This is a genomic window from Nocardioides sp. Z40_12 (genome assembly GCF_058215795.1).
The window spans coordinates 47,119-70,470 of sequence record NZ_JBZAJA010000011.1; the positions used below are offsets into that span (position 1 = coordinate 47,119).

Below are 23,352 nucleotides of genomic sequence, written 5' to 3' on the forward strand. Positions count from 1 at the left end.
GTCGGCTCCCGACGAGCGCGCGGCCCGGTCAGGACCAGCGCGCCGTCCGCGCCATCAAGGCTCCCACGGCGACGACGCCGGCGGTCGAGGTGCGGAGCACCTCACGACCCAGCCGCACGGGCCGGGCCCCCGCGGCCTCGAAGGCGGCGAGCTCCTCGGGCGAGACCCCGCCCTCGGGGCCGACCACCAGCGCCACGTCGCCGGCCGGCACCTCCAGCGCGGAGAGCGGGGTGGTGGCGTCCTCGTGGAGCACCAGGGCGAGGTCGGCGGCGCCGAGCAGGTCGCACACCTGCGCGGTGGAGCTCAGCGCGGCGACCTCGGGGAACCAGGAGCGGCGGGCCTGCTTGGCAGCCTCCTGGGCGGTGCTCACCCAGCGGGCGTGCGAGCGGGCGGCCCGCTCCCCCCGCCAGACCGCCACGCTGCGCGAGGCGGCCCAGGGCACGAGCCGGTCCACGCCGACCTCGGTGAGGACCTCGACGGCCAGCTCGCCGCGTTCGCCCTTGGGCAGGGCCTGGACCACTGTGAACGACGGCACGGGTCGCTCGGCCCGCTCCACCTCGGCCACCTCCACCGAGAGCAGCCGCTTCCCGGTCGCGGTCACCTCGCCGACGACCCGGGTGCCGCGACCGTCGGTGAGGGCGACCCGCTCGCCGGTCCGCAGGCGCCGGACGGCGACGGCGTGGTGGCCCTCGTCCCCCGTCACGTCCACGACGTCTCCGGGACGCGCGCGCTCCAGCGAGGGCACCCAGTGCACGGGCAACGACACGGGGCCTCCGCTCAGCCGCCGTGGAAGGCGTCGCGCAGCCGGCCGAAGACCGACTTGCCCGAGGAGCGGACGGTGCCCTCGGGGGACTCCTCCCCGCGCAGCTCCGCGAGCTCGCGGAGCAGCTCCTCCTGACGGTGGTCGAGCCGGGTCGGCGTCTCGACCACGATGGTGACGACCAGGTCACCGCGTCCGCCGCGCAGGCCGGGCACGCCGCGGCCCTTGAGCACCTGCTCGGTGCCCGACTGGGTGCCGGGACGGACCTCCAGCTCGAGCGAGCGCTCCGCGTCGCTCTCGTCGTCGTCGAGGTCCGCCTCGAGCATGGACAGGGTGAGGGTGGTGCCGAGCGCCGCCGCGGTCATCGGCAGGGCGACCGTGCAGTGCAGGTCGTTGCCGTTGCGGATGAAGGTGGGGTGCTGGGCCACCCGGATCTCCACGTAGAGGTCGCCGGCGGGGCCACCGCCCGGCCCGACCTCCCCCTCGTGGGCGAGCTGCACCCGGGTGCCGTCGTCCACGCCCGGCGGGATCTTGACCGTGAGGGTGCGGCGGGACCGTACCCGCCCGTCTCCGGCGCACTCCCGGCAGGGGTCGGCGATGATCGACCCGAAGCCGCGGCAGGCCGCGCAGGGGCGCAGGGTGCGGATCTCACCCAGGAACGACCGCTGCACCTGGGCCACCTCGCCGGCCCCGCGGCAGGTCTCGCAGGTCTGCGGGTGGGTGCCGGGGGCGGTGCCCTCGCCGTGGCAGGTCGAGCAGACCACCGCGGTGTCGACCTTGATCTCCTTGGTGACGCCGAACGCGGCCTCGGCCAGCTCGACCTCGAGCGCGATCAGCGCGTCCTGGCCCCGCCTGGTCCGCGGCCGGGGCCCCCGCCCGCCGCCGCCGGCCGCGCCGCCACCGGGGCCCTGGCCGCCGAAGAAGGCGTCCATGATGTCGGTGAAGGAGAACCCGGCACCCTGGCCGAAGCCACCGGCTCCCCCGAAGGGGTCGCCGCCCCGGTCGTAGTGGGCGCGCTTCTGGGGGTCCGAGAGTACCTCGTAGGCCCCCGTCACCTCCTTGAACCGCTCCTGGGTCTCCGGGTCCGGGTTGACGTCCGGGTGGAGCTGGCGGGCCAGCCGGCGGTAGGCCTTCTTGATCGTGTCGGCATCGGCGTCCCGGGGAACACCGAGCAACTCGTAGAGGTCCTGGCTCAACTTCGTCCTTCGTCTTGGTGGGGGTGCGAGGCCGCTCAGGCCTCGTCGAGGATGCGGGAGACGTATCGGGCGACCGCACGGACCGCCGCCATGCTGCCGGGGTAGTCCATCCGGGTCGGGCCCACGACGCCCAGGCTCGCCAGCGCGTCCTGCCCCGGGCCGTACCCGGTGGCCACGACGCTGGTCCCGGAGAGCTCGGTGTAGGGCCCCTCGTGCCCGATCCTGACCGTCACGGCACCGGCGTCGGCGGCCTCGCCCAGGAGCCGCATCAACACGACCTGCTCCTCCAGGGCCTCCAGCAGCGGCCGCACGGCGGTGTCGAAGTCCTGACCGAACCGGGCCAGGTTGGCCGCGCCGCCGACCGCCACCCGCTCGTCGCGACGGTGGTCGGACATGGCCTCGGTGAGGCTCTCGACGACCGCACCGGTCAGGGCAGCGTCGGTGTCCGGGACCTCCTCCGCCAGGGCGGTCAGCGCGCTGGCGGCCTCGGCGATCCGTCGTCCGGAGGTCGCGCGGCCGATCCGGTTGCGCAGGGCGACGAGCTGCTCGTCCCCGATCTCGTCGGACTCCGGAGGCAGCTCGACCAGCCTCTGCTCGACCCGGCCCGTGGAGAGGATCAGCACGACCAGCAGCCGACCCGGCGCCAGCACGACGACCTCGACGTGGCGCACGGTGCTGCGCGACAGCGTCGGGTACTGCACGACGGCGACCTGACGGGTCAGCTGGGAGAGCGTCCGCACGGAGCGCTGGACGACGTCGTCGAGGTCCACGGCGCCGTCGAGGAAGGAAGCGATCGCCCGCCGCTCGGCGCTGGACATCGGCTTGACCGTGCTGAGCCGGTCGACGAACAGCCGGTACCCCTTGTCGGTGGGGACCCGTCCGGCGCTGGTGTGCGGCTGGTGGATGAAGCCCTCGTCCTCGAGAGCCGCCATGTCGTTGCGCACGGTCGCCGGGGAGACACCCAGCTGGTGCCGTTCCACCAGCGCCTTCGAGCCCACCGGCTCCTCGGTGGCGACGTAGTCCTCGACGATGGCGCGGAGAACGGCGAGCTTGCGTTCCTCCGACATGGGCTCCTCCGTTCGGATCGTTCGTGCGTGCTTGGAGTTCTCGGATGGCAGGCTGGCACTCCAGACCCCCGAGTGCCAAGTCTACAAGGAAGGATCCCGCGGGCTAGGCTCACGTACATGCCGGAGTTCCAGCAGGTCGCGGACCGGGTCTGGGTGGCACGGTACGCCGCCCACGACGTCAACGTCACCGTGGTCGGAGGTGCCCGGGGAGCGCTGGTCGTCGACACCGGGGAGTCCGAGGAGGCCGGCCGCGAGCTGGTCGAGCAGGTGCGGGCCCTCGACGTCGGCGAGGTGGTCGCCGTGGTGAACACCCACGACCACGTCGCCCACGTCGGCGGCAACGACGCCCTCGTCTCCGCCTTCCCCGACGCCGCGGTGGTGGCACACGAGGACGCCGACGTGCCGGAGGTCACCCGGACCTTCTCCTCGGTGCACGTGGTCGAGCTCGGCGACCGGGTCGTCGAGCTCTTCCATCCCGGGCGCGCCCACACCGGGGGCGACCTGGTGGTCCGGGTCGGCGACGCCGACGTCCTGGTCGTCGGCGACCTGGTGACGGAGTCCACCGCCCCCTGGTACGGCGACGACTCGTGGCCGATGGAGTGGCCGGTCGCGCTCGACCTGGTGCTGGGTCTCACCACACCCGGCACCGTCGTCGTCCCGGGCCACGGGGCCCCGGTGGACCGCGACTTCCTCGAGCAGCAGCGCGGCGACATCGGCACGGTCGCGGAGACCCTGCGCGACCTGGCCGGACGCGGGGTGCCACGCACCGAGGCGCTCGCCGCGGCCAGCTGGCCCTTCCCGCTCGAGCACGTGGCCCCGGCCGTGGACCGGGCCTACGACCAGCTGCCCCGGTCGCAGCGTCAGCTCCCCCTGGTGTGAGGCACCGCCGGCCGCCCTGCAGACTGCCCCGCGGCCTCCCGGCCCGGCACCCCTGCCGAGCATTCCAGGTGTGACTCGACTCACCCGCGGGTACGCCGAGGCCATGACCGACACCTCCGAGACCCCCGACCTGCCCCAGGCGCACAGCACCACCAGCGAGGCCGACGCCGACCACGGCTCGGACGACGCGGCCCCGCAGGACCGCTCGGTCGCCACCATCTCCGACGAGCAGCTGCCCGACGACCTCAAGCCGGGCGAGGACAACCCCCTCGCCGACCCGTTGGACCCCGACGACCCGGCCACCAAGTCGCAGGAGGAGCTCGCGGTGCTCGAGGAGGGCGACGACGCCGACAGGTCCGGGGCCGACGACGCGGACGAGCCCGCCACCGACGCGGAGGCGATGCAGGACTCCGGCGACCAGGGTCAGGCCGGGATCAGCGGCGGATGATCTGGACGGCTCCGCGCGTCCTCACGCCGGGCGGACCCCCGGCGTCCTAGCGTGGACCGGTGCCTTCCCCCACCGACCGCTACGGTTCCGACGTCCTCTCCGGCGACTGGCGCGCCCCCAAGCGGGGTCGCGCCCAGGAGCGGGCCGCCGAGCTCGGCCTCGTGGTCGAGGAGGTCACCACCGAGTGGTGCGGCGAGATCGTCGCCATGGACCGCGACCTGCGGACGATCACCCTGGAGGATCGCCGGCGCAAGCGGCGGACCTTCCCGATGGGCCCCGGCTTCCTGCTCGAGGGCGCCCCGGTGGTCCTGACCCCGCCGGTCCAGCGCGCCGCCCCGGCCAAGGCCACCCGGACCGCCTCGGGGTCGGTGGCGGTCCACGGAGCCAAGGCCCGGGTCGCCCGGCAGAGCCGGATCTTCGTGGAGGGCCGGCACGACGCCGAGCTCGTCGAGAAGGTCTGGGGCGACGACCTGCGCATCGAGGGCGTCGTGGTGGAGTTCCTGGGCGGCGTGGACGACCTGGCCGACCACCTCAAGGACTTCAAGCCCGGACCCGAGCGCCGCGTCGGCGTGCTGGTCGACCACCTGGTCCCCGGCTCCAAGGAGAGCCGGATCGCCCAGGGGATCATGCGCTCGCCGGTGGGCAAGCACGTGCTGATCGTGGGCCACCCGTTCATCGACATCTGGCAGGCCGTCAAGCCCGAGCGCCTCGGCTTCACCCGCTGGCCCGACGTGCCGCGCTCGATCGACTGGAAGAAGGGCACCTGCCAGCAGCTGGGCTGGCCGCACCGGGACCAGGCCGACATCGCGCGCGCCTGGAAGCACGTCCTCGGCGGTGTGCGCGGCTTCCAGGACCTCGACCCCGCCCTGCTCGGCCGGGTCGAGGAGCTGATCGACTTCGTCACCGCGCCCTGAGAGCGGCTCCCGGACCGCCGTCGGGCGGGCTCAGTCGACCAGCAGGTCGCGGACGACCGCGTCGGCCAGCAGCCGTCCGTCGCGGGTGAGGACCAGCCGGTCCCCCGACTCCACCGCCAGCCCGCGGGCGACGACGCCGGGGACGCCGGCCCGCTCGGCCGCCGAGAGCACCTCCAGCGGCAGGCCCTCACGCAGCCGCAGCTCCAGCAGGACCCGTTCCACGTGCTGGTCGGCGGCGGTGAGCACCTCACGCCCCTGTGCCGGACTCAGGCCAGCGGCGAGCCGGGTGGCGTACGCCGCGGGGTGCTTGACGTTCCACCAGCGCACGCCGCCGACGTGGGAGTGGGCGCCCGGGCCGACACCCCACCAGTCGGCCCCGCGCCAGTAGAGGAGGTTGTGCAGGCACCGGCTCTCGGGCCGGCGGGCCCAGTTGGAGACCTCGTACCACTCCATCCCGGCCGCGCTGAGCCGCTCGTCGGCCCTCAGGTACTTGTCGGCGAGGTCGTCGTCGTCCGGCATCGGCACCTCACCGCGCCGCACCCTCCGCGCCAGTGCCGTGCCCGGCTCCACGATCAGCGAGTAGGCCGAGACGTGGTCGGGCGCCGAGGCCAGCGCCGACTCCAGCGAGACCGCCCAGTCGTCCTGGCTCTCCCCCGGGGTGCCGTAGATCAGGTCGAGGCTGACCTCCTCGAAGCCCGCCGCCCGCGCCCACTCGACCGCGAGCGGGACGCGCGCCGGGTCGTGCGTCCGGTCCAGGGTGGCCAGCACGTGCGGGACGGCCGACTGCATGCCGAAGGAGATGCGGGTGAAGCCGGCCTCCCGCAGCTGGGCCAGCCCCTGCGGGGTGACGCTGTCGGGGTTGGCCTCGGTGGTGACCTCCGCGTCCGGCGCCAGCCCCAGCTCGGTGCGGACCGCACCGAGCATCGCGGCCAGGTCGCCGGCCGGGAGCAGGGTGGGGGTGCCGCCCCCCACGAAGACGGTCGTGACCTCCCGGGCCGCCTCCCCCAGCACCCGGCGCGCCAGCTTGATCTCCGCGACCGCCTGGTCGGCGTAGGAGGCCATCGAGGTGCCACCCACGTCGCCCAGCTCGGAGGGGGTGTAGGTGTTGAAGTCGCAGTAGCCGCACCGCACCCGGCAGAAGGGCACGTGCAGGTAGACGGCGAGGGGACGGTCCTGCGCCCCCGCCAGGGCGTGGAGCGGGAGCGACCCGTCCTCGGGGGCCGGTTCACCGGCTGGCAACGCTGATGGCACCCGCCCATCCCACCACGCCCCTGGGCGCGGGGCGGAAACGCCGAGCAGGGCCCCGCGGTCACCGCGGGGCCCTGCTGGTCGTCCTCGGCGCGCGTCGCGCCGGGGCGAGGGTCAGACGTACATCTTCTCGATCAGGTCGCTGTAGTTGCCCTCGACGACGTTGCGCTTGACCTTCATCGACGGGGTCAGCTCGCCGGACTCCACGCTCAGGTCGTGGTCGAGCAGCTCCCACTTCTTGATGGTCTCCCAGCGGTTGAGCTGGGAGTTCATCTCGTCGACGTAGCCCTGGACCATCTCGCGGACCTTCGGGCTGCGCACGATCTCGGTGTAGGAGGCGCCGGCCATGTCGTTCTCCTCGGCCCAGGTCACCATGGCGTCCGGGTCGAGGGTGACCAGCGCGACGCAGTAGTTGCGCTCGTCACCGAAGACCATGAACTGGCTGGCGTAGGGGCAGACGGCCTTGAACTTCGACTCGATGGCCGGCGGGGCGATGTACTTGCCGCCGGAGGTCTTGAAGAGCTCCTTGATCCGGCCGGTGATCTTGAGGTGCCCGTCCTCGTCGAGCGTCCCCTTGTCACCGGTGTGCAGCCAGCCGTCGGGGGTGAGCGCCTTGGCGGTCTCCTCCGGCAGGTTGTGGTAGCCCTCCATCACACCGGGGCCCTTGATGAGGACCTCGTCGTTCTCGCCGAGCTTGACCTCGGTGCCGGGGAACGGGGGGCCCACCGTGCCGAACTTGTTCTGGTCGGGGTGGTTGACGAAGGTGCCGGCGGAGGTCTCCGTCAGGCCGTAGCCCTCGAGGATGGTGATCCCGGCGGCGCCGAACCACTCGGCGATGTCCTGGTTGAGCGCGGCCGCACCCGAGATGAAGAAGCGGACGCGTCCTCCGAAGCGGTCGCGGATCTTGGCGAAGACCAGCTTGTCGAGCACCTTGTGCTTCAGGCCCAGGCCGAAGGGGATCGGGCGGCCCTCGGCCCGGAGGCGGTCGACCTCGATGCCGACCTCGAAGGCCTTCTTGAAGATCTTCTCCTTGGCACCGCCCTCGGCGGCCTGCATGGTGACGATCTTGCCGTGGGCCTTCTCGAAGATGCGGGGGGCCGCACCCATGAAGGTCGGCTTGACGATGCCGAGGTTCTCCACGATCTTCTCGACGCGGCCGTCGATGGCGGTCGGGAAGCCGCACGCCATCTGGGTCGAGAGCAGCACCTTGCCGAAGGAGTGGGCCATCGGGAGCCAGAGGAACTGCAGGTCGTCCTCGCCGAGGATGCCCAGCGAGGCGATGGCGCTGCCCTCGTAGACCCACGACTCGTGGCGCAGGCGCACGCCCTTGGGACGACCGGTGGTGCCGGAGGTGTAGATCAGGGTGGCCAGCTGGTCGGGGCGGATCGCCTCGGCCTTCGCCTCGAGCACGCCGGGGTTGGCAGCCAGGTAGGCCTCACCGAGGGCCGAGAGGTCGTCCAGGTTGATCACCCAGTCGCCGTCGGTCTTGCCCTCGAAGGTGATCACCTTGGCCACGTAGGGCAGCTCGGACTTGCGGTTGACCAGCTTGGCGATCTGGACGTCGTCCTCGGCGAAGACGAGCCGGCTCTCGGAGTCGGAGAGGATGTAGGAGGTGTCCTCCTCGTTGGTGGTCGGGTAGACCGTCGTGGTGGCACCGGCGGCACACATGATGGCCAGGTCGGCGAGGACCCACTCGTAGCGGGTGCTCGAAGCGATGCCGACTCGCATCTCCGGCTGGAGACCCAGCGAGAGCAGGCCTCCGGCGAGGTTGCGGACGATCTCCCCAGCCTGGGCCCAGGTGACCGACTCCCACGCCTCCGACTCGGTCGGGTACCGGAACGCCTCGCGCTCGGGCGACTTTGCGACGCGGTCGTAGAACTGGACCGCGACATTGGGGTGCATGTTCGCCATGAAGCTGGTGTCGTTGTTCGGCATTTCTCCCTGACTTCGTTCGTGGCGCGTGCATACGCCGGCTGACTGCTTGGGAGTAACGTAGATCACTAAGTGACCCACGGGTAGCCGTATGCCCCGTTTGAAGACGGTTTTGGGCGTTTCGCCCCTCCGGGGTGGTCGCCGTACCCGTCCGCGGGTCCGGCGCTCAGCGCACCCCGGCCATCAGGCGCCGGATGGGGCCCTTCGCCGCGAGCACGGCCAGGCCTACCGCGACCGAGACCGCCCCGACGATCAGGAAGAACCCGGTGTCGTCGTCCGGGTCGTAGTAGCCGGCCAGGGTCCCGGCGATCGCCGAGCCCAGCGCCACCGAGAGGAAGAAGAGAGCGACCATCTGGGTGCGGTACTTCGCTGGTGCCAGCTTGGTGGAGACCGAGAGGCCGACGGGCGAGATGAGCAGCTCCGCGACCGTGAAGAGCAGCAGGATGCCGACCAGGCCGAGCAGGGGCGCCGCGGCCTCGCCCTGGGGCATCGCGAGGAAGGCGAGGAAGGCCACGCCCATCACCACCGCGGCGAGGCCGAACTTGACGGGCGTGCTGGGGGCCCGGGCGCCCAACCGGGTCCACAGGGCCGCGAAGGCGCCGGCCAGCGCGATGATGAAGACGGGATTGATCGACTGCACCCACGAGATCGGCATCTCCCAGCCGAACAGGTCGCGGTTCAACCGGTCGTCGGCGTAGATGGTCACCACGGTGAACTGCTGCTGGTAGAGCGACCAGAAGACCGCGCTGCAGACGAACAGCGGGATCATCGCGAGCACCCGGCTCCGCTCCGCCCCCACCACCGACCGGTCGAGGAGCATCAGGGCGAACAGGGCGAGGGTGGAGACCAGGGTGACGCCGATGACCAGGTCGTCCAGCCGGTCGGCGGTGATCACCCCGGCAGCGACCAGGACGCCGACCAGGGCCAGGACCACGACGCCGGCCACCAGGTAGCGCGGGAGGCGGCCGGGCGGCAGCGGGTTGGGGACGTGGTGGGTCTCGGCGGGCAGCCGGCCGCGACCCCGGGCGTACTGCAGGAGCCCGAAGGCCATCCCGATGGCGGCCAGGCCGAAGCCGAAGTGGAAGCCCCACTCCTTCTGGAGCACCCCGGTCAGCAGCGGTCCCACCAGGGCGCCGATGTTGATCCCCATGTAGAAGATGGAGAACCCGGCGTCCCGGCGCTCGTCGTGCTCGCCGTAGAGCGAGCCCACCAGCGACGTGGCGTTGGCCTTGACGCCGCCGCTGCCGAGCGCGATCAGGATCAGGCCCACCCCGACGCCCACCAGCCCGGGAAGCAACGCGAGGGCCACGTGGCCTGCCATTACCAGGACCGCGGCGTAGAACAGCGTCCGCTCGGCACCGAGGAGCCGGTCGGCGAGCCAGGCTCCGAGGATGGTGGCGAGGTAGACCGATCCCCCGTAGGCGCCGACGATCCCGGCCGCGACCCCACGGTCGAGCCCCAGCCCGCCGTCGGCGACGCTGAAGTAGAGGTAGATCAGCAGGATCCCCTGCATGCCGTAGAAGCTGAACCGCTCCCACAGCTCGACTCCGAAGAGGTTGGCCAGGACCCGCGGCTGACCGAAGAACGAGTCGTCGCGGCTCTCCCGTGTGGTTCCAGGGCGAGATGTGCTCACTCATTCAAGGGTACCTCCGCCCGACCACCCGGATCAGCGGGCGTGGTGGGTGCCCGCCTTGCGCCGCAGCTCCTCGGCCAGGTCGTCGACCACCAGCAGCTCCGGCAGCAGCGCACGCTCGGTGGTGACGGCCCGGAAGGCCAACCCGATGGTGACGCCGTGGTCGGGTCGGTGCACCACGGTGAGGCCGTCGCCGCGCTCGACCGCCCCCTCCTCCAGCACCCGCAGGTAGGCGCCGGGCCGCCCGTGCGCGGTGAAGCGCTTGGCCCACGAGGTGTCGTCGAAGCCGGTCAGCCCCATCCAGCTCGCGAAGACCCGGCAGGGTGTCCGCACCGTCGACACCTCGACGAGAGCCGCCCCCACCCGCCAGCGCTCACCGAGGAGCGCGGCGTTCAGGTCGATCCCGGAGGTGGTGAGGTTCTCGCCGAACTGCCCGTCGGGAACGGGCCGGCCGAGCTCGCGCTGCCAGTGGTCGAGGTCCTCGCGGGCGAACGCGTAGACGGCCTTGTCCGGGCCGCCGTGGAACTTGCGGTCACAGACCGAGTCACCCGCCATACCCGTCCGGCGCGCCATCACCGGACCTTCCACGGGCAGCTTGCGGATGGCGCTGCGCCCGACCCGCCCCGTCCAGGGGCCGGTCTCGGGCCGGCCGACGTTGACCGCCAGCACCTGCGCTTCCACCCGCCCCCCTCTCAGTCCTGCACGGCCTTGGCGACCGCGACGCAGGTGGTGAGCTGCTCCCGGGTCCCACGCCGCGCCAGGTCCGGATCGTCCGACACGCACCACAGGGCATTGTGCAGCATCCGGACCACCACCCAGTCCCGCGCGCGCTCCTCGTCGAACCCCGCCGCGTCGACCACGGCGTGGAAGCGGCGGCGGACCCCGGCGCGCACGTCTCCGGCCAGCTCCTCCCAGCGGTTCCACAGCAGCGGCGCCACCTCGTAGTGCGGGTCACCCGCCAGCGGCTTGGGGTCGATCACCAGCCAGGGCTCACGGGTGCCGGCGAGCACGTTGGCGTAGTGCAGGTCGGTGTGGAGCAGCCGGGCCGGGGAGGCGTCGTCGGCGACGAGGTCCCGCCCCAGCGAGACGGCCTGCTCGACGAGGCGCCGGGGCAGCGGCACTCCGGGCCCCAGCCGGGCGAGCGCCTCGGTCCACCTCGCCACGCTGGAGGCCAGCAGGCCGACCTGGGGCGGCGCGGGCAGGTGCAGGCGGGCGTAGCGCTCACCCACGACCTCGCAGGCCGCCACGTCCCAGACGCTCTCCAGGCTCTCGGGCCCGAGCCGCTCCAGCAGCATCGCCCGGCGCGCCGGGTCGGCCCGGACGAGTCGGACCGCGCCCTCACCCGACCAGCGCTGAAGCGCCAGCGACTCGTGGCGGGACTCCTCGTCGGGCAGCCCGAGCTTGAGGACGCGCCGCTCGCCGTCCGGGTCCCGCACGGGGAGCACCAGGGAGCACCAGCCGTGCTGGGCGTCCCCGTCGTGGCTCAGGCCCCACTCGGCGACGACCTCGCCGGCCAGCCGGGGCAGCGCGTCCAGCCAGGAGACCCACGGCTCGCCCAGGGCGCGGCGGGCCTCGAGCCCGTCCGGGACCCGGACCACGCCACGCTGGGTCACGGCCTACTTCTTGGACTTCTCCGAGGGCTGGGTGGTGGAGAGCGCGGCGACGAAGGCCTCCGGCGGCACCTCGACGGTGCCGATGTTCTTCATCCGCTTCTTGCCCGCCTTCTGCTTCTCCAGCAGCTTGCGCTTGCGGCTGATGTCACCGCCGTAGCACTTGGCCAGCACGTCCTTGCGGATGGCGCGGATGTTCTCCCGCGCGATCACCCGGGCTCCGATCGCCGCCTGGATCGGCACCTCGAACTGCTGGCGCGGGATCAGCTCCTTGAGCTTGCCGGCCATCATCACGCCGTAGCCGTACGCCGCGTCGCGGTGCACGATGGCGGAGAAGGCGTCGACGGGCTCGCCCTGCAGCAGGATGTCGACCTTGACCAGGTCGGCGGCCTGCTCGCCGGAGCGCTCGTAGTCGAGCGAGGCGTAGCCCTTGGTCCGCGACTTGAGCTGGTCGAAGAAGTCGAAGACGATCTCGCCCATCGGCAGCGTGTAGCGCATCTCCACGCGGTCCTCGGAGAGGTAGTCCATCCCCTGGAGGCTGCCGCGCTTGGTCTGGCACAGCTCCATGATGGTGCCGATGTAGTCGCTGGGGCTGAGGATCGTCGCCTTGACCACCGGCTCGCGGACCTCGGAGATCTTGCCCTCCGGGTACTCGCTGGGGTTGGTCACCGTCAGCTCGGAGCCGTCCTCCATGACGACCTGGTAGACCACGTTGGGGGCGGTCGAGATGAGGTCGAGGTCGAACTCGCGCTCGAGGCGGTCCCGGGTGATCTCCATGTGGAGCAGCCCGAGGAAGCCGATCCGGAAGCCGAAGCCCAGGGCACCCGAGGTCTCGGGCTCGAAGGTCAGCGCCGCGTCGTTGAGCTGGAGCCGCTCGAGCGCGTCGCGCAGCGTCGGGTAGTCGTCGCCGTCGATCGGGTAGAGCCCGGAGTAGACCATCGGGTTGGGGTGCTTGTAGCCGCCCAGCGCCTCGGTGGCGCCGTGGTGCTGGCTGGTGACGGTGTCGCCGACGCGCGACTGCCGGACGTCCTTCACCCCGGTGATCAGGTAGCCCACCTCGCCGACGCCGAGGTCTCCGGCCTTGACCGGCTCGGGGCTGATCACGCCGACCTCGAGCATCTCGTGGACCGCGCCGGTCGACATCATCTTGATCCGGTCGCGGTGGGTCAGCTTGCCGTCGATGACTCGGACGTAGGTCACCACACCGCGGTAGGTGTCGTAGACGGAGTCGAAGATCAGGGCCCGCGGCGGCGCGTCGGCGTCGCCCACGGGGGCCGGGGTCTGCTTGACGATCTCGTTGAGGAGCCCCTCGACGCCCACACCGGTCTTCGCACTGACCCGCAGCACGTCCTCCGGCTCGCACCCGACCAGGCCGGCGAGCTCTGCCGCGTACTTCTCGGGGTTGGCGCCGGGGAGGTCGATCTTGTTCAGGACCGGGATGATGTGCAGGTCGGCGCCCATGGCCAGGTAGAGGTTCGCCAGGGTCTGCGCCTCGATCCCCTGGGCGGCGTCGACCAGGAGCACCGCGGCCTCGCAGGCCTCGAGCGAGCGCGAGACCTCGTAGGTGAAGTCGACGTGGCCCGGGGTGTCGATCATGTTGAGCACGTAGGTGCCGGGCTCGGCCAGCTCGTCGTTGTCGGCCGGGACCGTCCACGGCATGCGGACGGCCTGGCTCTTGATCGTGATGCCGCGCTCGCGCTCGATGTCCATCCGGTCGAGGTACTGCGCGCGGGCAGCGCGCTCGTCCACCACCCCGGTCAGCTGGAGCATCCGGTCGGCGAGGGTCGACTTGCCGTGGTCGATGTGGGCGATGATGCAGAAGTTCCGGATGATCGACGGGTCGGTCTGTCCGGGCTTCGGGGCGCTCTTGGAGGACACGGATGACTTTCGGGTACGACGTGGGGTGCGGGTGGGGCCATTGTTCCACGGGGCCGACCGCTCCCGGGATTCGCGACAGGTCCCGTCGCCCGCGGCGCCACCCCGTGTCCGGCGCCGGTGGTGGATGATGCGCTCCGTGCCCCACTCGCCGACCCCCGCCTACCCCGCTCCGCCCGACGCCACGGCGCTGCGACTGGGATGGCCGTTCCTGCCCCCGGGCATCCGGGCCTGGGTCGAACGCCGGTGCGGCTCACCGGTGGTGGAGGCGATCTCCTGCGATGCCGGCTTCACCCCGGGCTTCGCCTCGGTGCTGGTCTGCGAGGACGGGTCGCGGCACTTCGTGAAGGCGGCCTCGGCCATTGCCCAGCGCGCCTTCGCCGACTCCTACCGCGAGGAGGCGCGCAAGCTCTCCGCCCTTCCCGCCTCGGTGCCGGCGCCCCGGCTGGCCTGGCACCTCGACGACGACTGGGTGGTCCTCGGCATCGACCACCACCCCGGCGTCAACCCGCCGCGCCCCTGGAGCCGGCCCCACCTGGACGCGACCCTGGACGCGCTCGAGGTGGTGGCCGCGGCCGCCACCCCGCCCCCCGAGGAGCTGGCTCTCGACCCGCTGGTGGTCGAGCTGGCCGACTGGCCCTCGCACTGGGAGGCGGTACGCCGCTCACGCCCCGGCACGAAGTGGCTCGACGAGGCGGCCGCGCTGGCCGCCGGCTTCGCCTCGGGCGCCGACGGCGAGACCCTGGTGCACACCGACGTCCGGGCCGACAACGTCCTGGTCGACGAGGAGGGCAAGGCGTGGCTGTGCGACTGGAACTGGCCGGTGCGGGGCGCCGCCTGGGTCGACTCCCTGATGGCGCTCGTCGGCCCCCGCGGCGACGGGCTCGACGTGGAGCAGGTCATCTCCACCCGGCCGCTGCTGCGCGACGTGCCGGCCGAGCACCTCGACTCCTTCCTCGCACTGCTGACCGGCTACTTCCTGCGGATGGCGGCCGAGCCGGTCCCGGCCTCCTCCCCCTGGCTCCGGGCTCACCAGGGGTGGCAGGGTGAGGTCTGCTGGCAGTGGCTGTGCGAGCGGCGGGGCTGGACGGGCGAGTGATTTGGGTGGGCGGCGAGCCCACTGGTAATCTCTTGCCCGCATGTCCGGCGCCCGACCCTCCATGGGGTTGCCAGGCAGCCGACACACCTATTCTTCTTTTCCAGTCCAGACCGAGACCGAAGGTTGCTCAGTGGCGAACATCAAGTCCCAGATCAAGCGCAACAAGCAGAACGAGAAGCGGCACGAGCGCAACAAGGCGGTCAAGACCGGCCTCAAGACGGCCGTCCGCAAGTTCCGCGAGGCTGCCGAGACCGGCGACAAGGACACCGCCATCACCCTCGGTCGTGACGCCGCGCGCAAGCTCGACAAGGCCGCCTCCAAGGGCGTCATCCACAAGAACCAGGCCGCGAACCGCAAGTCGGCCATCGCGAAGAAGTCCGCCGCTCTCTGAGCCAGGACCAACCGTCGAGGCGCCGTGCTCCCTGGGAGCGCGGCGCCTTCGTCATTTCAGCCTTCGTCGTCTCAGGAGCGCCACGACGAGCCGGGTCGGTCGCCGCGTCCCTCCCCCGGCTCAGCGGGAGCGCAGCGCCACCACGCTCAGCACCAGCCGCTCCAGCGTGTAGCTGGCGTCGTGAGCGGCACCCTTGATGTCGGCGTCGGCGCGCGCGACCTCGCGCAGCGCCCGGGCGATGCCGCGGTCGTCCCAGCTGCGTGCCTGCGCCCGGACGGTCTTGACCTTCCAGGGCGGAACCCCGAGCTCTCGGGCGAGGTCGCCCTCGCGCAGCCCACGGGGGGCGCCGAGGAACCGGGCCACCCCCCGCACCGACTGCCCGACCGCGGAGGTGACGAGCACGGCCGGCGTCCCGCCGTCGAGCGCCCACCTCAGCTCCTCCAGCGCCTGGGCCGCCTCACCGGCCATCGCGGCGTCGGCCACGGCGAACGACTTCGCCTCCGCCCGGCCACCGAAGTAGCGCTTGACCAGCTCGAGGCTGACCTGCTCGCCGGGGAAGTCGCTGGTGAGCTGATGGGCCGCCGCGGCCAGTGACCGGAGGTCGTGACCGACCGCCTGCACCAGGAACTCGCTCGCCTCCGGCGTGACGCGGGCGCCGAGCTGACCGAACTCGCCGCGGACGAACTCCTGGAAGCCGGCGGCGTACTTCACCTCCGCCGCCTTGACCTCGGTCACCGCGGACTGCTTGCGCAGCTTGGCCAGCAGGCCGCTGCCCCGCGCGCCGCCCCCGTGCATGAGCACCAGCGCCACGCCCTCGACCGGCTCGGTGGCCCGGGACAGGACGTCGTCGTAGAGGTCGTCGGGCAGGTCCTCCAGGCCCCGCACCAGCGCGCACCTGGTGGAGGAGAAGAGGGAGGGGGCGCACATCTCGTCGAGGGAGGCGGCGGTCAGATCGGCCGCTGAGGACTCGGAGAACTCGGCGTCTGCGTCGTAGGCGCTCACCGCACGCCGCACGGCCGTGACGGCCCTCTCGTTGAGGAACTCCTCCTTGCCGGTCACCAGGGTGACGCGGCCGAGGACCTGGGATGCGCTGGGACCCTGAGCCATGGTGCGCACCAGCCTGCCACATCCCACCGACCGGTCCGGCGCCGCCGTCGGCCCCCGCCGGCGCGCCGCCGGTCCGGCCGCTCAGTCCAGCGAGGCGGTGTGCAGCACGCCGTCCCGCTCCAGGACCAGCAGGTCCCCGGAGGTGTCGGTGCGCAGCACCCGGGCGCCGTTGCGCTCGAGCATGGAGAGCACATCGGGGGCCGGATGACCGTAGGTGTTCTCCGCTCCGACGGGCACCAGCGCCACCCGGGGACGCAGGGCGGCCAGGAACCGGCTGTCCTGGTGCCGGCTGCCGTGGTGCGGGACCTTGAGCACGTCCACCGTCACCCCCGCCAGGAGGCGGGCGACCTGCCGTTGGGCCTCGGGCTCGATGTCTCCGGTCAGCAGGATGCGGACGCCCCGGACCTCGACCAGCAGCACCAGGCTGGCGTCGTTGGCGCCCTCGTCGCCCCGCACGTGCGTGGGTGGCGACGAGCCGTCCGCCGGCCAGACCTGCTGCACGGTGAGCGGCCCGAGCTCCTCGGTGGCCGGGTGGGAGGCCACCGTCGGCGCGAGACCCGCCCGAGACAGCTCCCGGGTCACCTGACGGACGCCCTCCGCCGGCGCTCCGAGCGGAGAGACGCGGACCTCGCCGACCTGTCGGTCCGACAGCACCCCGCGCAGCCCGCCGACGTGGTCGGCGTGGAAGTGGGTGAGCACCAGCAGCGGGACCCGCTCGACGCCGAGACGCGCCAGGCACCGGTCGACGGCCGCGGGCTCGGGTCCGGCGTCGACCACCAGCGCCGACCTCTCCCCCTCCCGGACCACCAGCGCGTCCCCCTGGCCCACGTCGCAGACGGCCAGCAGCCAGCCTTCGGGCGGCCACCCCGGAGTGGGCGGTCGGAGGACGACCACCGCGAGCACGGCCGCGCACAGGGCGAGCGTCAGCCAGGCGCGACGCAGCAGGTAGGGCGCGGCCACCGCGATCGCTCCGCACAGCACCGTCAGGAGCACCAGCGCTCCCACCCCGGTCCCCCAGCCGATCGCCGGGGTCGGCAGCGCGGAGCCCCACCGGGCGACCGCGACGATCCAGGCCACCGACCAGGCCGCCGGGAGCGCCACGACCTGGCCCAGCGCCGGCCACAGGATGGCGCAGAGCCCGCCGGCGAGTCCCAGGACGGTGGCCGGGGCGACCGCCGGGGCGACCAGCAGGTTGGCCAGCACCGCCACCAGGCTCACCTGCCCCGAGATCGCCGCCACCACGGGCGTGCAGGCCAGCTGCGCGGCGGCCGGCACGGCGACCGCCGCGGCGGCGCCGCGGGGCAGCCACCTTTGCGCGGACTCCTGCCACCTCGGCGCGAGCAGGAGGATGCCGGCGGTGGCGAGGACGGAGAGGGCGAACCCCACCGAGACCGCCAGCCGGGGATCCCAGAGCAGCAGCGCCACCACGGCGGCACCCAGCGTCCGGATGCCTCTGTCCCGCCCGTTGCTGGTGAAGGCCATCAAGGCGATGGAGCCCATCGTCGCGGCGCGCACGACGCTGGGCTCGGTCCGGGCCAGGAGGACGAAGCCGACGATCCCGGCCGCCCCCAGGGCGTAGCGCCACCGGCCCCGCACCCCCAGCCACCGGCCGGCCAGCAGCAGGAACCCGACCATCAGGGTGAGGTTGGTGCCGCTGACCGCGAGCAGGTGGGTCAGCCCGGTCGTCCGGAAGTCCTCGGCCAGGGCGGGGTCCAACCCGGCGTCGTCCCCGACCACCAGCGACGGCACCAGCACCCGTTGGGCCTCGGGCCGGGGAGCCACCGCCACCCTGATCCCCGCTCGCACCGTCGCGGCGCCCCGCCACCACACGTCCGGCTCCTCGAGCCGCTCCGGGGGCCCGTCGCGCACCCGCAGCAGCGCCGCCACCTCCCCCTCCGCGGGCAGCAGCCGGCCGTCGGTCCGCACCCGCGCACCCAGGGGCACCTCCCGCCAGCCGGGCCCGGCGAGCACCACGACCGGAGTCCGCACCTGCCACCGCCCTCCCCGCCCGGCGACCTGCCGGACGAGGCCCCGCACCACCACCTGCTCGCCGTGCTCGCCCAGGGTGGGGCGCGGGTCGGAGGCGACCTCCAGCTCGACCTCGGCCCAGGCTCCGGACGCCGCCAGGTCGGCCACCGGCCCCGACGACGTCTGGGAGGCGCGAGCCCAGCCCGAGAGCAGGACGGCGGCCGCGACCAGCGCCACGGTGGCCACCGCGACCCCGCCACCGTGGACGCCGGGGACGCCGGGGACGCCGGGGACGCCGGGAACGCGGGGAACGCGGGGGACGCCGGGAACGCGGGGAACGCGGGGGACGCCGGGAACGCGGGGGGCGCGCAGGGAGACCAGGAGGATGGCAGGGAGCACCGCCAGGAGCACCGCCAGGGTGAGCGCGACCACCCAGCCGGACGCCCGGAGACCGACCAGCCCGCCGGCCCACGCCGCGACGCCGAGCGCCGCCGTGCGCAGGTCACGGGGAGCCGGCGGGGCGCCGGCTCGCGGCATGGCGCTCACACGGTGACGAGGGGGGCGAGCTCGGCGAGCGTCACCTCACCGATGCCGTTGACCTCCAGCAGCTCCTCCACCGCCGTGAACCCGCCGTGCTCGGTGCGCCAGGCCACGATCGCCGCGGCGGTCACCGGCCCGACGCCGGGCAGGGTGTCGAGCATCGCCTCGTCGGCCGTGTTGAGGTTGACCAGGCCGGGCGGCACCGGCGCCGCTCCGCCCGGCCCGCCGGGGCTCGGCGGAGCGAGCGGGGCGGCGGGGGCGCGGACCCCGACGAGCAGCTGCTCCCCGTCGACCAGGACCCGGGCGAGGTTGAGGCTCACCAGCTCGACGCCCGGCCGGGGTCCGCCGGCCTCCGCCAGGGCGTCGGCCACACGGGAGCCTGCGGGCAGGACCACCAGCCCCGGACGGCGCACCCGTCCGGCGACGTCGACGACCACCTCGGCTCCGCCCGGCCCGCCGGGGGCGGCCGCACCCGGGACGCCGTCCTGGGCTCCCCCGACCGGCCCGGTGGCGCCGGTCGGCCCCGTGGTGTCGCCCGTGGCCACGGGCGGGGTCGCGGCCACCGGCGACGGGTCGACCGACAGCTCCGGGACCGCGCTGGTGCGAGGCTCGCTCGCCACCACCCACCACGTCGTCCACCCCAGGCCCAGCGCCACGAGCACGGCCACCACGGCGAGGTGTGCCGGCTGGAGCCTGATCCCGGCGGGCACCCTCGGGTCGAGCCGCCACCCGGCGACCCCGCGGCGCGCGGCATGGCGGCCGGGGTGCGGCAGCGCCGGCACCGTCTGCGCGGGTGCCGTCTGCGGGGCCGTCATCTCCGCGAGCACCGGTGCCGCGAGGACCGGGGCGCCCGGCCACTGCTCTGCCACCGGGGCCACCGGGGCCACCGGGGCCACCGGGGCCACCGGGGCCACCGGGGCCACCGGGGCTGGGAGCCCACGGATCCGGGTGTGCTGCTCGCCCCAGGCCCACACTCCCGCCCCGTCGCCCGTCTCCCCCGCTGCTGGGTCAGCGGGCTCGGCCGCGGCGGCCGCCTGCTCGGCGCGCACCGCGGCCAGCTCCGCCGACAGCAGGGCCAGCCGGCGCGCGACCGCCTGTTCGTGCTCGGGGCTGGGACGACGCGGGCGCATGCCCCGACGCTAGGGAAGTCCGCGCTCCGCCGCGCGCGCCTGCCGGCGGCCTGTGGAGAACCGGGGCGCTACAGGCGCGGAGACAGGGCGGCGGCCACCATCCCGGGGCCCACGTGGGCGCCCAGGACCGCACCCAGCTCGGTGCACCACACCTCGCCGCCGGCCAGCTGGTCGCCGAGACGCTCGGCCAGCCGGGTGGCCAGGTGATCGGCCCGCTCCGGGTTGGCCAGGTGGGCCACGCAGATGTCGACCGGCCCGTCCGACGCCGCGGCGACCACCAGGTCCTCGAGACGCTGGAGCGCCCGGCCCGCCGTCCGCACCCGCTCGAGCGAGCAGACCTTGCCGTCCCGGATCTCCAGGAGCGGCTTGACCGAGAGGGCACCCCCGAGCAGGGCCGCCGCGGCCCCGATCCGCCCGCCCCGGCGCAGGTACTCCAGGGTGTCGACGTAGAACCACGAGTGGGAGGCGGCCGCCCGTGCGGTGGCGGCCTCGGCCGCCTCCTCGAGGCTGCCCCCGGCGTCGAGCACGTCGGCCGCCGCCAGCGCTGCGAAGCCGGTGGCGGCCGCGACCTGGCGGCTGTCGACCGCGATCACCGGGATCGACGCCTCGCGGGCCGCGAGCTGGGCGGACTCGAACGTGCCGCTCATGTCGCCGGAGAGGTGGACCGACAGCACCGACTCGGCGCCCTGCGCGGCCACCTGCTCGTAGACCTCGAGCAGCGCGGCCGGCGCCGGGCGCGACGTCGAGACGGGCACGAAGTCGCGCAGCGCCTGGGCCACCATGTCGGGGGTCGCCCCGCCCGGCCCCTCGTCGTGCACCTTGGCGCCGATCACCACCTGCAACGGGACCACGACGATGCCGCGGGCGGCGGCCACCTCGGGTGGCAGGCTGGCGGTGGAGTCGGTGACGATCACGGTCCCGGGCACGGACGAAAGGCTAGCGAAGTCCGGTCCCGGCAGGGGGTGCATCTCCGGGCGCGGACGGCCGGACCGGGACTCAGACGACGATGTTGACCAGCTTCGGCGCGCGGACCACGACCTTGCGCACGGGCCGCCCGTCGATCGCCCGGAGCACGGCCTCGTCGGCCATCGCGGCCGCCTCCAGGTCGTCGGCGGTGATGTCCGGGGAGACCTCGAGCCGGGCCCGGACCTTGCCAAGGACCTGCACCACCGCCGTCACGGACTCCTCGACCAGCAGCGCCTCGTCGACGACCGGCCAGCCGGCCCGGGCCACCGTCGGCTCGTGGCCCAGCCGCTCCCACATCTCCTCCGCGACGTAGGGGGCCACCAGCGAGAGCAGGATCGCCACCGCTTCCACGGCCTCCCGGACCGCTGGGTCCGCCGGGCCGCAGCCGGAGTCGATCGCCTTGCGGGTGGCGTTGACCAGCTCCATGGTGCGGGCGACCACGACGTTGAAGCGGTGCGACTCCACCAGGGTCTCGGCCTCGCGCACGGTGCGGTGGGTGACCCGCCGCAGCGCCTCGTCGCCGGCCGCCGGGTCGGCGCCCGGGTCGCTGGTGACGTCGCCGCTGAGCCGCCAGGCACGCTGCAGGAAGCGCATCGCGCCGCCGGGCGAGACGTCGGCCCAGTCGATGTTGTCCTCCGGCGGGCTGGCGAAGACCAGGGTCAGCCGGACGGCGTCGACCCCGAAGAGCTCCAGCTGCTCCCCCAGGTTGACCCCGTTGCCCAGCGACTTGCTCATCTTCCGGCCGCCGTTGATCACCTTGCCCTGGGAGAGGTAGGCCGAGAACGGCTCGTCCCAGTCGATCAGGCCCAGGTCGCGCAGCGCCTTGGTGAAGAACCGGGCGTAGAGCAGGTGCAGGACGGCGTGCTCGTCGCCGCCGACGTACAGGTCGACCGGCCCCCAGGCGTTGGCCAGCTCACTGTCGAAGGCCTGCTGGTCGTCGTGCGGCGAGACGTAGCGCAGGAAGTACCAGGAGGAGTCGACGAAGGTGTCCATCGTGTCGGTGTCGCGGCGGGCGGGCCCGCCGCAGGTCGGGCAGCTGACCTCGACCCACTCGGTGGCGGCGCCCAACGGCGAGGTGCCCTTCGGCTTGAGGTCGGCACCCCGCAGCTCGGGCAGCTCCACCGGGAGCTGGTCCTCCGGCACCCGGACCTCGCCGTCGACCGGGCAGTGCACTATCGGGATGGGGGCGCCCCAGTAGCGCTGCCGGGAGAGCAGCCAGTCGCGCAGCCGGAAGTTGACCGCGCCGGTGCCCCGGCCCTCGGCCTCCAGGCGCTCGATGATGGTGCGGATGCCGCTGGCCCGGTCGGCCAACCCGTCCAGCGGACCGGAGTTGACGTAGGTGCCGTCGCCGGTGGTGGCGATCCCGGTCTCCTCCGGGTTCTCCTCCCCCGTGTCGATCACGCGACGCACCGGCAGGCCCATCGCCCGGGCGAAGTCGAGGTCGCGCTGGTCGTGGGCCGGGACGGCCATGATCGCGCCGGTGCCGTAGTCGGCCAGCACGTAGTCGCTGGCCCAGACCGGGACCTGCTCCCCGGAGACCGGGTTGGTGGCGGTGACGCCGAGATCGACGCCGGTCTTCTTCCGCTCGGTGGAGAGCCGGTCGATGTCGCTGGCCTTGCGCACCTCGGCGAGGTAGTCCTCCAGCGCCTGGCGACGCTCGGGCGCCACGACCTCGGCGGCCAGCGCGGCGTCGGCGGCGACCACCATGAAGGTGGCGCCGTAGAGGGTGTCGGGGCGGGTCGTGTAGACGTCCACGTCCCGCGGTCCGTCGGCGGTCGCCAGGGTGAAGGTGACGTGGGCGCCCTCGGAGCGGCCGATCCAGTTGCGCTGGGCGTTGACCACCTTGTCCGACCAGGTCGGCTGGAGGTCGTCGAGGGAGTCCAGCAGCTCCTGGGCGTAGGCGGTGGTGCGGAAGTACCACTGGGTCAGCTCGCGCTTGGTCACCTCGGCTCCGCACCGGTCGCAGGCGCCGTCGACGACCTGCTCGTTGGCCAGCACCGTCTGGTCCTGCGGGCACCAGTTGACCGGCGAGTTCTTGCGGTAGGCCAGCCCCTTCTCGTGCAGCTTCAGGAAGAGCCACTGGGTCCAGCGGTAGTACGACGGGTCGGAGGTGTTGAACCGACGCGTCCAGTCGAAGCTCACGCCGTAGCGCTGGAAGGACTCCAGCTGGGTCGCGATGTTGCCGTAGGTGTAGTCGGCCGGGTGTGCGTCGTTGCGGATGGCGGCGTTCTCGGCCGGCAGGCCGAAGGAGTCCCAGCCCATCGGGTTGAGCACCTCGTAGCCGCGCTGCCACCAGTAGCGCGCGATGACGTCGTGCAGCGCGGTGACCTCGGCGTGACCCATGTGCAGGTCGCCGCTGGGGTAGGGGAACATCGTCAGCGCGTAGCGCTTCTCCTTGCGCCCGGAGAGCACGGCCTCGTCGTCGGCGCGGAACGGCTGGAGCTCGGCCCAGACCTGCTGCCACTTCCTCTCGACGGCCGCGACGTCGTACGACGTCTCGCGCTCCTCGTCGCGCTCGGTCCCGGTGGTCTTCGGCTGGTCGCTCATGGTCTCTCCTGGTCGGCTCCTGCGAGGCACAAAAAAACCCTC

19 protein-coding genes are annotated in these 23,352 nt (G+C 73.2%); 5 read left to right on the forward strand and 14 right to left on the reverse strand.

Annotated features, from left to right (window positions below):
• Positions 1-28 precede the first annotated feature (28 nt).
• The 3 genes from AC4BG9_RS17685 to hrcA are packed head-to-tail and all read right to left on the reverse strand — an operon-like array spanning position 29 to position 3,023.
• Positions 29-766, reverse strand: coding sequence for a 16S rRNA (uracil(1498)-N(3))-methyltransferase (locus tag AC4BG9_RS17685; RefSeq protein ID WP_490572437.1), 738 nt, complete (start codon positions 764-766; stop codon positions 29-31).
• Positions 767-777: 11 nt separating this feature from the next.
• Positions 778-1,956, reverse strand: a complete 1,179-nt coding sequence (dnaJ, locus tag AC4BG9_RS17690; RefSeq protein WP_490572438.1) for a molecular chaperone DnaJ — start codon at positions 1,954-1,956, stop codon at positions 778-780.
• A gap of 35 nt (positions 1,957-1,991) precedes the next feature.
• Complete coding sequence (gene hrcA, locus AC4BG9_RS17695; RefSeq protein WP_490572439.1) at positions 1,992-3,023, reverse strand: heat-inducible transcriptional repressor HrcA; 1,032 nt, start codon at positions 3,021-3,023, stop codon at positions 1,992-1,994.
• 117 nt (positions 3,024-3,140) lie between these two features.
• Here hrcA and AC4BG9_RS17700 point away from each other — a divergent pair, with 117 nt between their 5' ends.
• From AC4BG9_RS17700 to AC4BG9_RS17710, 3 genes are all read left to right on the forward strand, one after another.
• Entirely contained in the window at positions 3,141-3,902 is a 762-nt protein-coding gene (locus tag AC4BG9_RS17700; protein ID WP_490572440.1) for an MBL fold metallo-hydrolase, read from the forward strand.
• Between the two features lie 70 nt (positions 3,903-3,972).
• Positions 3,973-4,350 carry a hypothetical protein gene (locus AC4BG9_RS17705; protein ID WP_490572441.1) on the forward strand — a complete coding sequence of 126 codons (378 nt, stop codon included), beginning with the start codon at positions 3,973-3,975 and terminating at the stop codon, positions 4,348-4,350.
• A gap of 59 nt (positions 4,351-4,409) precedes the next feature.
• A complete protein-coding gene (locus tag AC4BG9_RS17710) occupies positions 4,410-5,264 on the forward strand; it encodes a DUF3097 domain-containing protein (protein WP_490572442.1) in 855 nt (284 codons plus the stop codon).
• Positions 5,265-5,294: 30 nt separating this feature from the next.
• Here AC4BG9_RS17710 and hemW read toward each other — a convergent pair whose 3' ends face one another.
• The 6 genes from hemW to lepA all read right to left on the reverse strand — a co-directional run bounded on the left by hemW (position 5,295) and on the right by lepA (position 13,565).
• Positions 5,295-6,515 (reverse strand): radical SAM family heme chaperone HemW, encoded by a 1,221-nt coding sequence (gene hemW, locus AC4BG9_RS17715; protein WP_490572443.1) that lies wholly within the window; start codon positions 6,513-6,515, stop codon positions 5,295-5,297.
• 111 nt (positions 6,516-6,626) lie between these two features.
• Complete coding sequence (locus AC4BG9_RS17720) at positions 6,627-8,447, reverse strand: AMP-dependent synthetase/ligase (RefSeq protein WP_490572444.1); 1,821 nt, start codon at positions 8,445-8,447, stop codon at positions 6,627-6,629.
• A 163-nt stretch (positions 8,448-8,610) separates the two neighbouring features.
• Complete coding sequence (locus AC4BG9_RS17725; protein ID WP_490572445.1) at positions 8,611-10,077, reverse strand: peptide MFS transporter; 1,467 nt, start codon at positions 10,075-10,077, stop codon at positions 8,611-8,613.
• A gap of 33 nt (positions 10,078-10,110) precedes the next feature.
• A complete protein-coding gene (locus AC4BG9_RS17730) occupies positions 10,111-10,758 on the reverse strand; it encodes an MOSC domain-containing protein (protein ID WP_490572446.1) in 648 nt (215 codons plus the stop codon).
• 11 nt (positions 10,759-10,769) lie between these two features.
• Positions 10,770-11,690 carry an aminoglycoside phosphotransferase family protein gene (locus tag AC4BG9_RS17735; RefSeq protein WP_490572447.1) on the reverse strand — a complete coding sequence of 307 codons (921 nt, stop codon included), beginning with the start codon at positions 11,688-11,690 and terminating at the stop codon, positions 10,770-10,772.
• A gap of 3 nt (positions 11,691-11,693) precedes the next feature.
• A complete protein-coding gene (lepA, locus tag AC4BG9_RS17740; protein WP_490572448.1) occupies positions 11,694-13,565 on the reverse strand; it encodes a translation elongation factor 4 in 1,872 nt (623 codons plus the stop codon).
• Positions 13,566-13,701: 136 nt separating this feature from the next.
• Between lepA and AC4BG9_RS17745 the strand changes: the two genes are divergently transcribed.
• Together AC4BG9_RS17745 and rpsT are read left to right on the forward strand one after the other, a co-directional pair.
• Positions 13,702-14,661, forward strand: coding sequence for a phosphotransferase family protein (locus AC4BG9_RS17745; RefSeq protein WP_490572449.1), 960 nt, complete (start codon positions 13,702-13,704; stop codon positions 14,659-14,661).
• Positions 14,662-14,791: 130 nt separating this feature from the next.
• The gene (gene rpsT / locus AC4BG9_RS17750) at positions 14,792-15,052 is read left to right on the forward strand and encodes a 30S ribosomal protein S20 (RefSeq protein ID WP_490572450.1); all 261 of its coding nucleotides are present in this window, start codon (positions 14,792-14,794) and stop codon (positions 15,050-15,052) included.
• A gap of 120 nt (positions 15,053-15,172) precedes the next feature.
• On the opposite strand, the gene holA is transcribed toward rpsT, so the two are convergent.
• From holA to leuS, 5 genes are all read right to left on the reverse strand, one after another.
• Positions 15,173-16,159 (reverse strand): DNA polymerase III subunit delta, encoded by a 987-nt coding sequence (holA, locus tag AC4BG9_RS17755; protein WP_490572451.1) that lies wholly within the window; start codon positions 16,157-16,159, stop codon positions 15,173-15,175.
• Positions 16,160-16,240: 81 nt separating this feature from the next.
• Positions 16,241-18,664 carry a ComEC/Rec2 family competence protein gene (locus AC4BG9_RS17760; RefSeq protein WP_490572452.1) on the reverse strand — a complete coding sequence of 808 codons (2,424 nt, stop codon included), beginning with the start codon at positions 18,662-18,664 and terminating at the stop codon, positions 16,241-16,243.
• Positions 18,665-18,669: 5 nt separating this feature from the next.
• Positions 18,670-19,797 carry a ComEA family DNA-binding protein gene (locus AC4BG9_RS17765; protein WP_490572453.1) on the reverse strand — a complete coding sequence of 376 codons (1,128 nt, stop codon included), beginning with the start codon at positions 19,795-19,797 and terminating at the stop codon, positions 18,670-18,672.
• Positions 19,798-19,865: 68 nt separating this feature from the next.
• The gene (locus tag AC4BG9_RS17770) at positions 19,866-20,723 is read right to left on the reverse strand and encodes a DegV family protein (RefSeq protein WP_490572454.1); all 858 of its coding nucleotides are present in this window, start codon (positions 20,721-20,723) and stop codon (positions 19,866-19,868) included.
• Between the two features lie 70 nt (positions 20,724-20,793).
• On the reverse strand, positions 20,794-23,310 hold the full coding sequence (leuS, locus tag AC4BG9_RS17775; RefSeq protein WP_490572455.1) for a leucine--tRNA ligase: 2,517 nt from the start codon (positions 23,308-23,310) through the stop codon (positions 20,794-20,796).
• Positions 23,311-23,352: the final 42 nt, after the last annotated feature.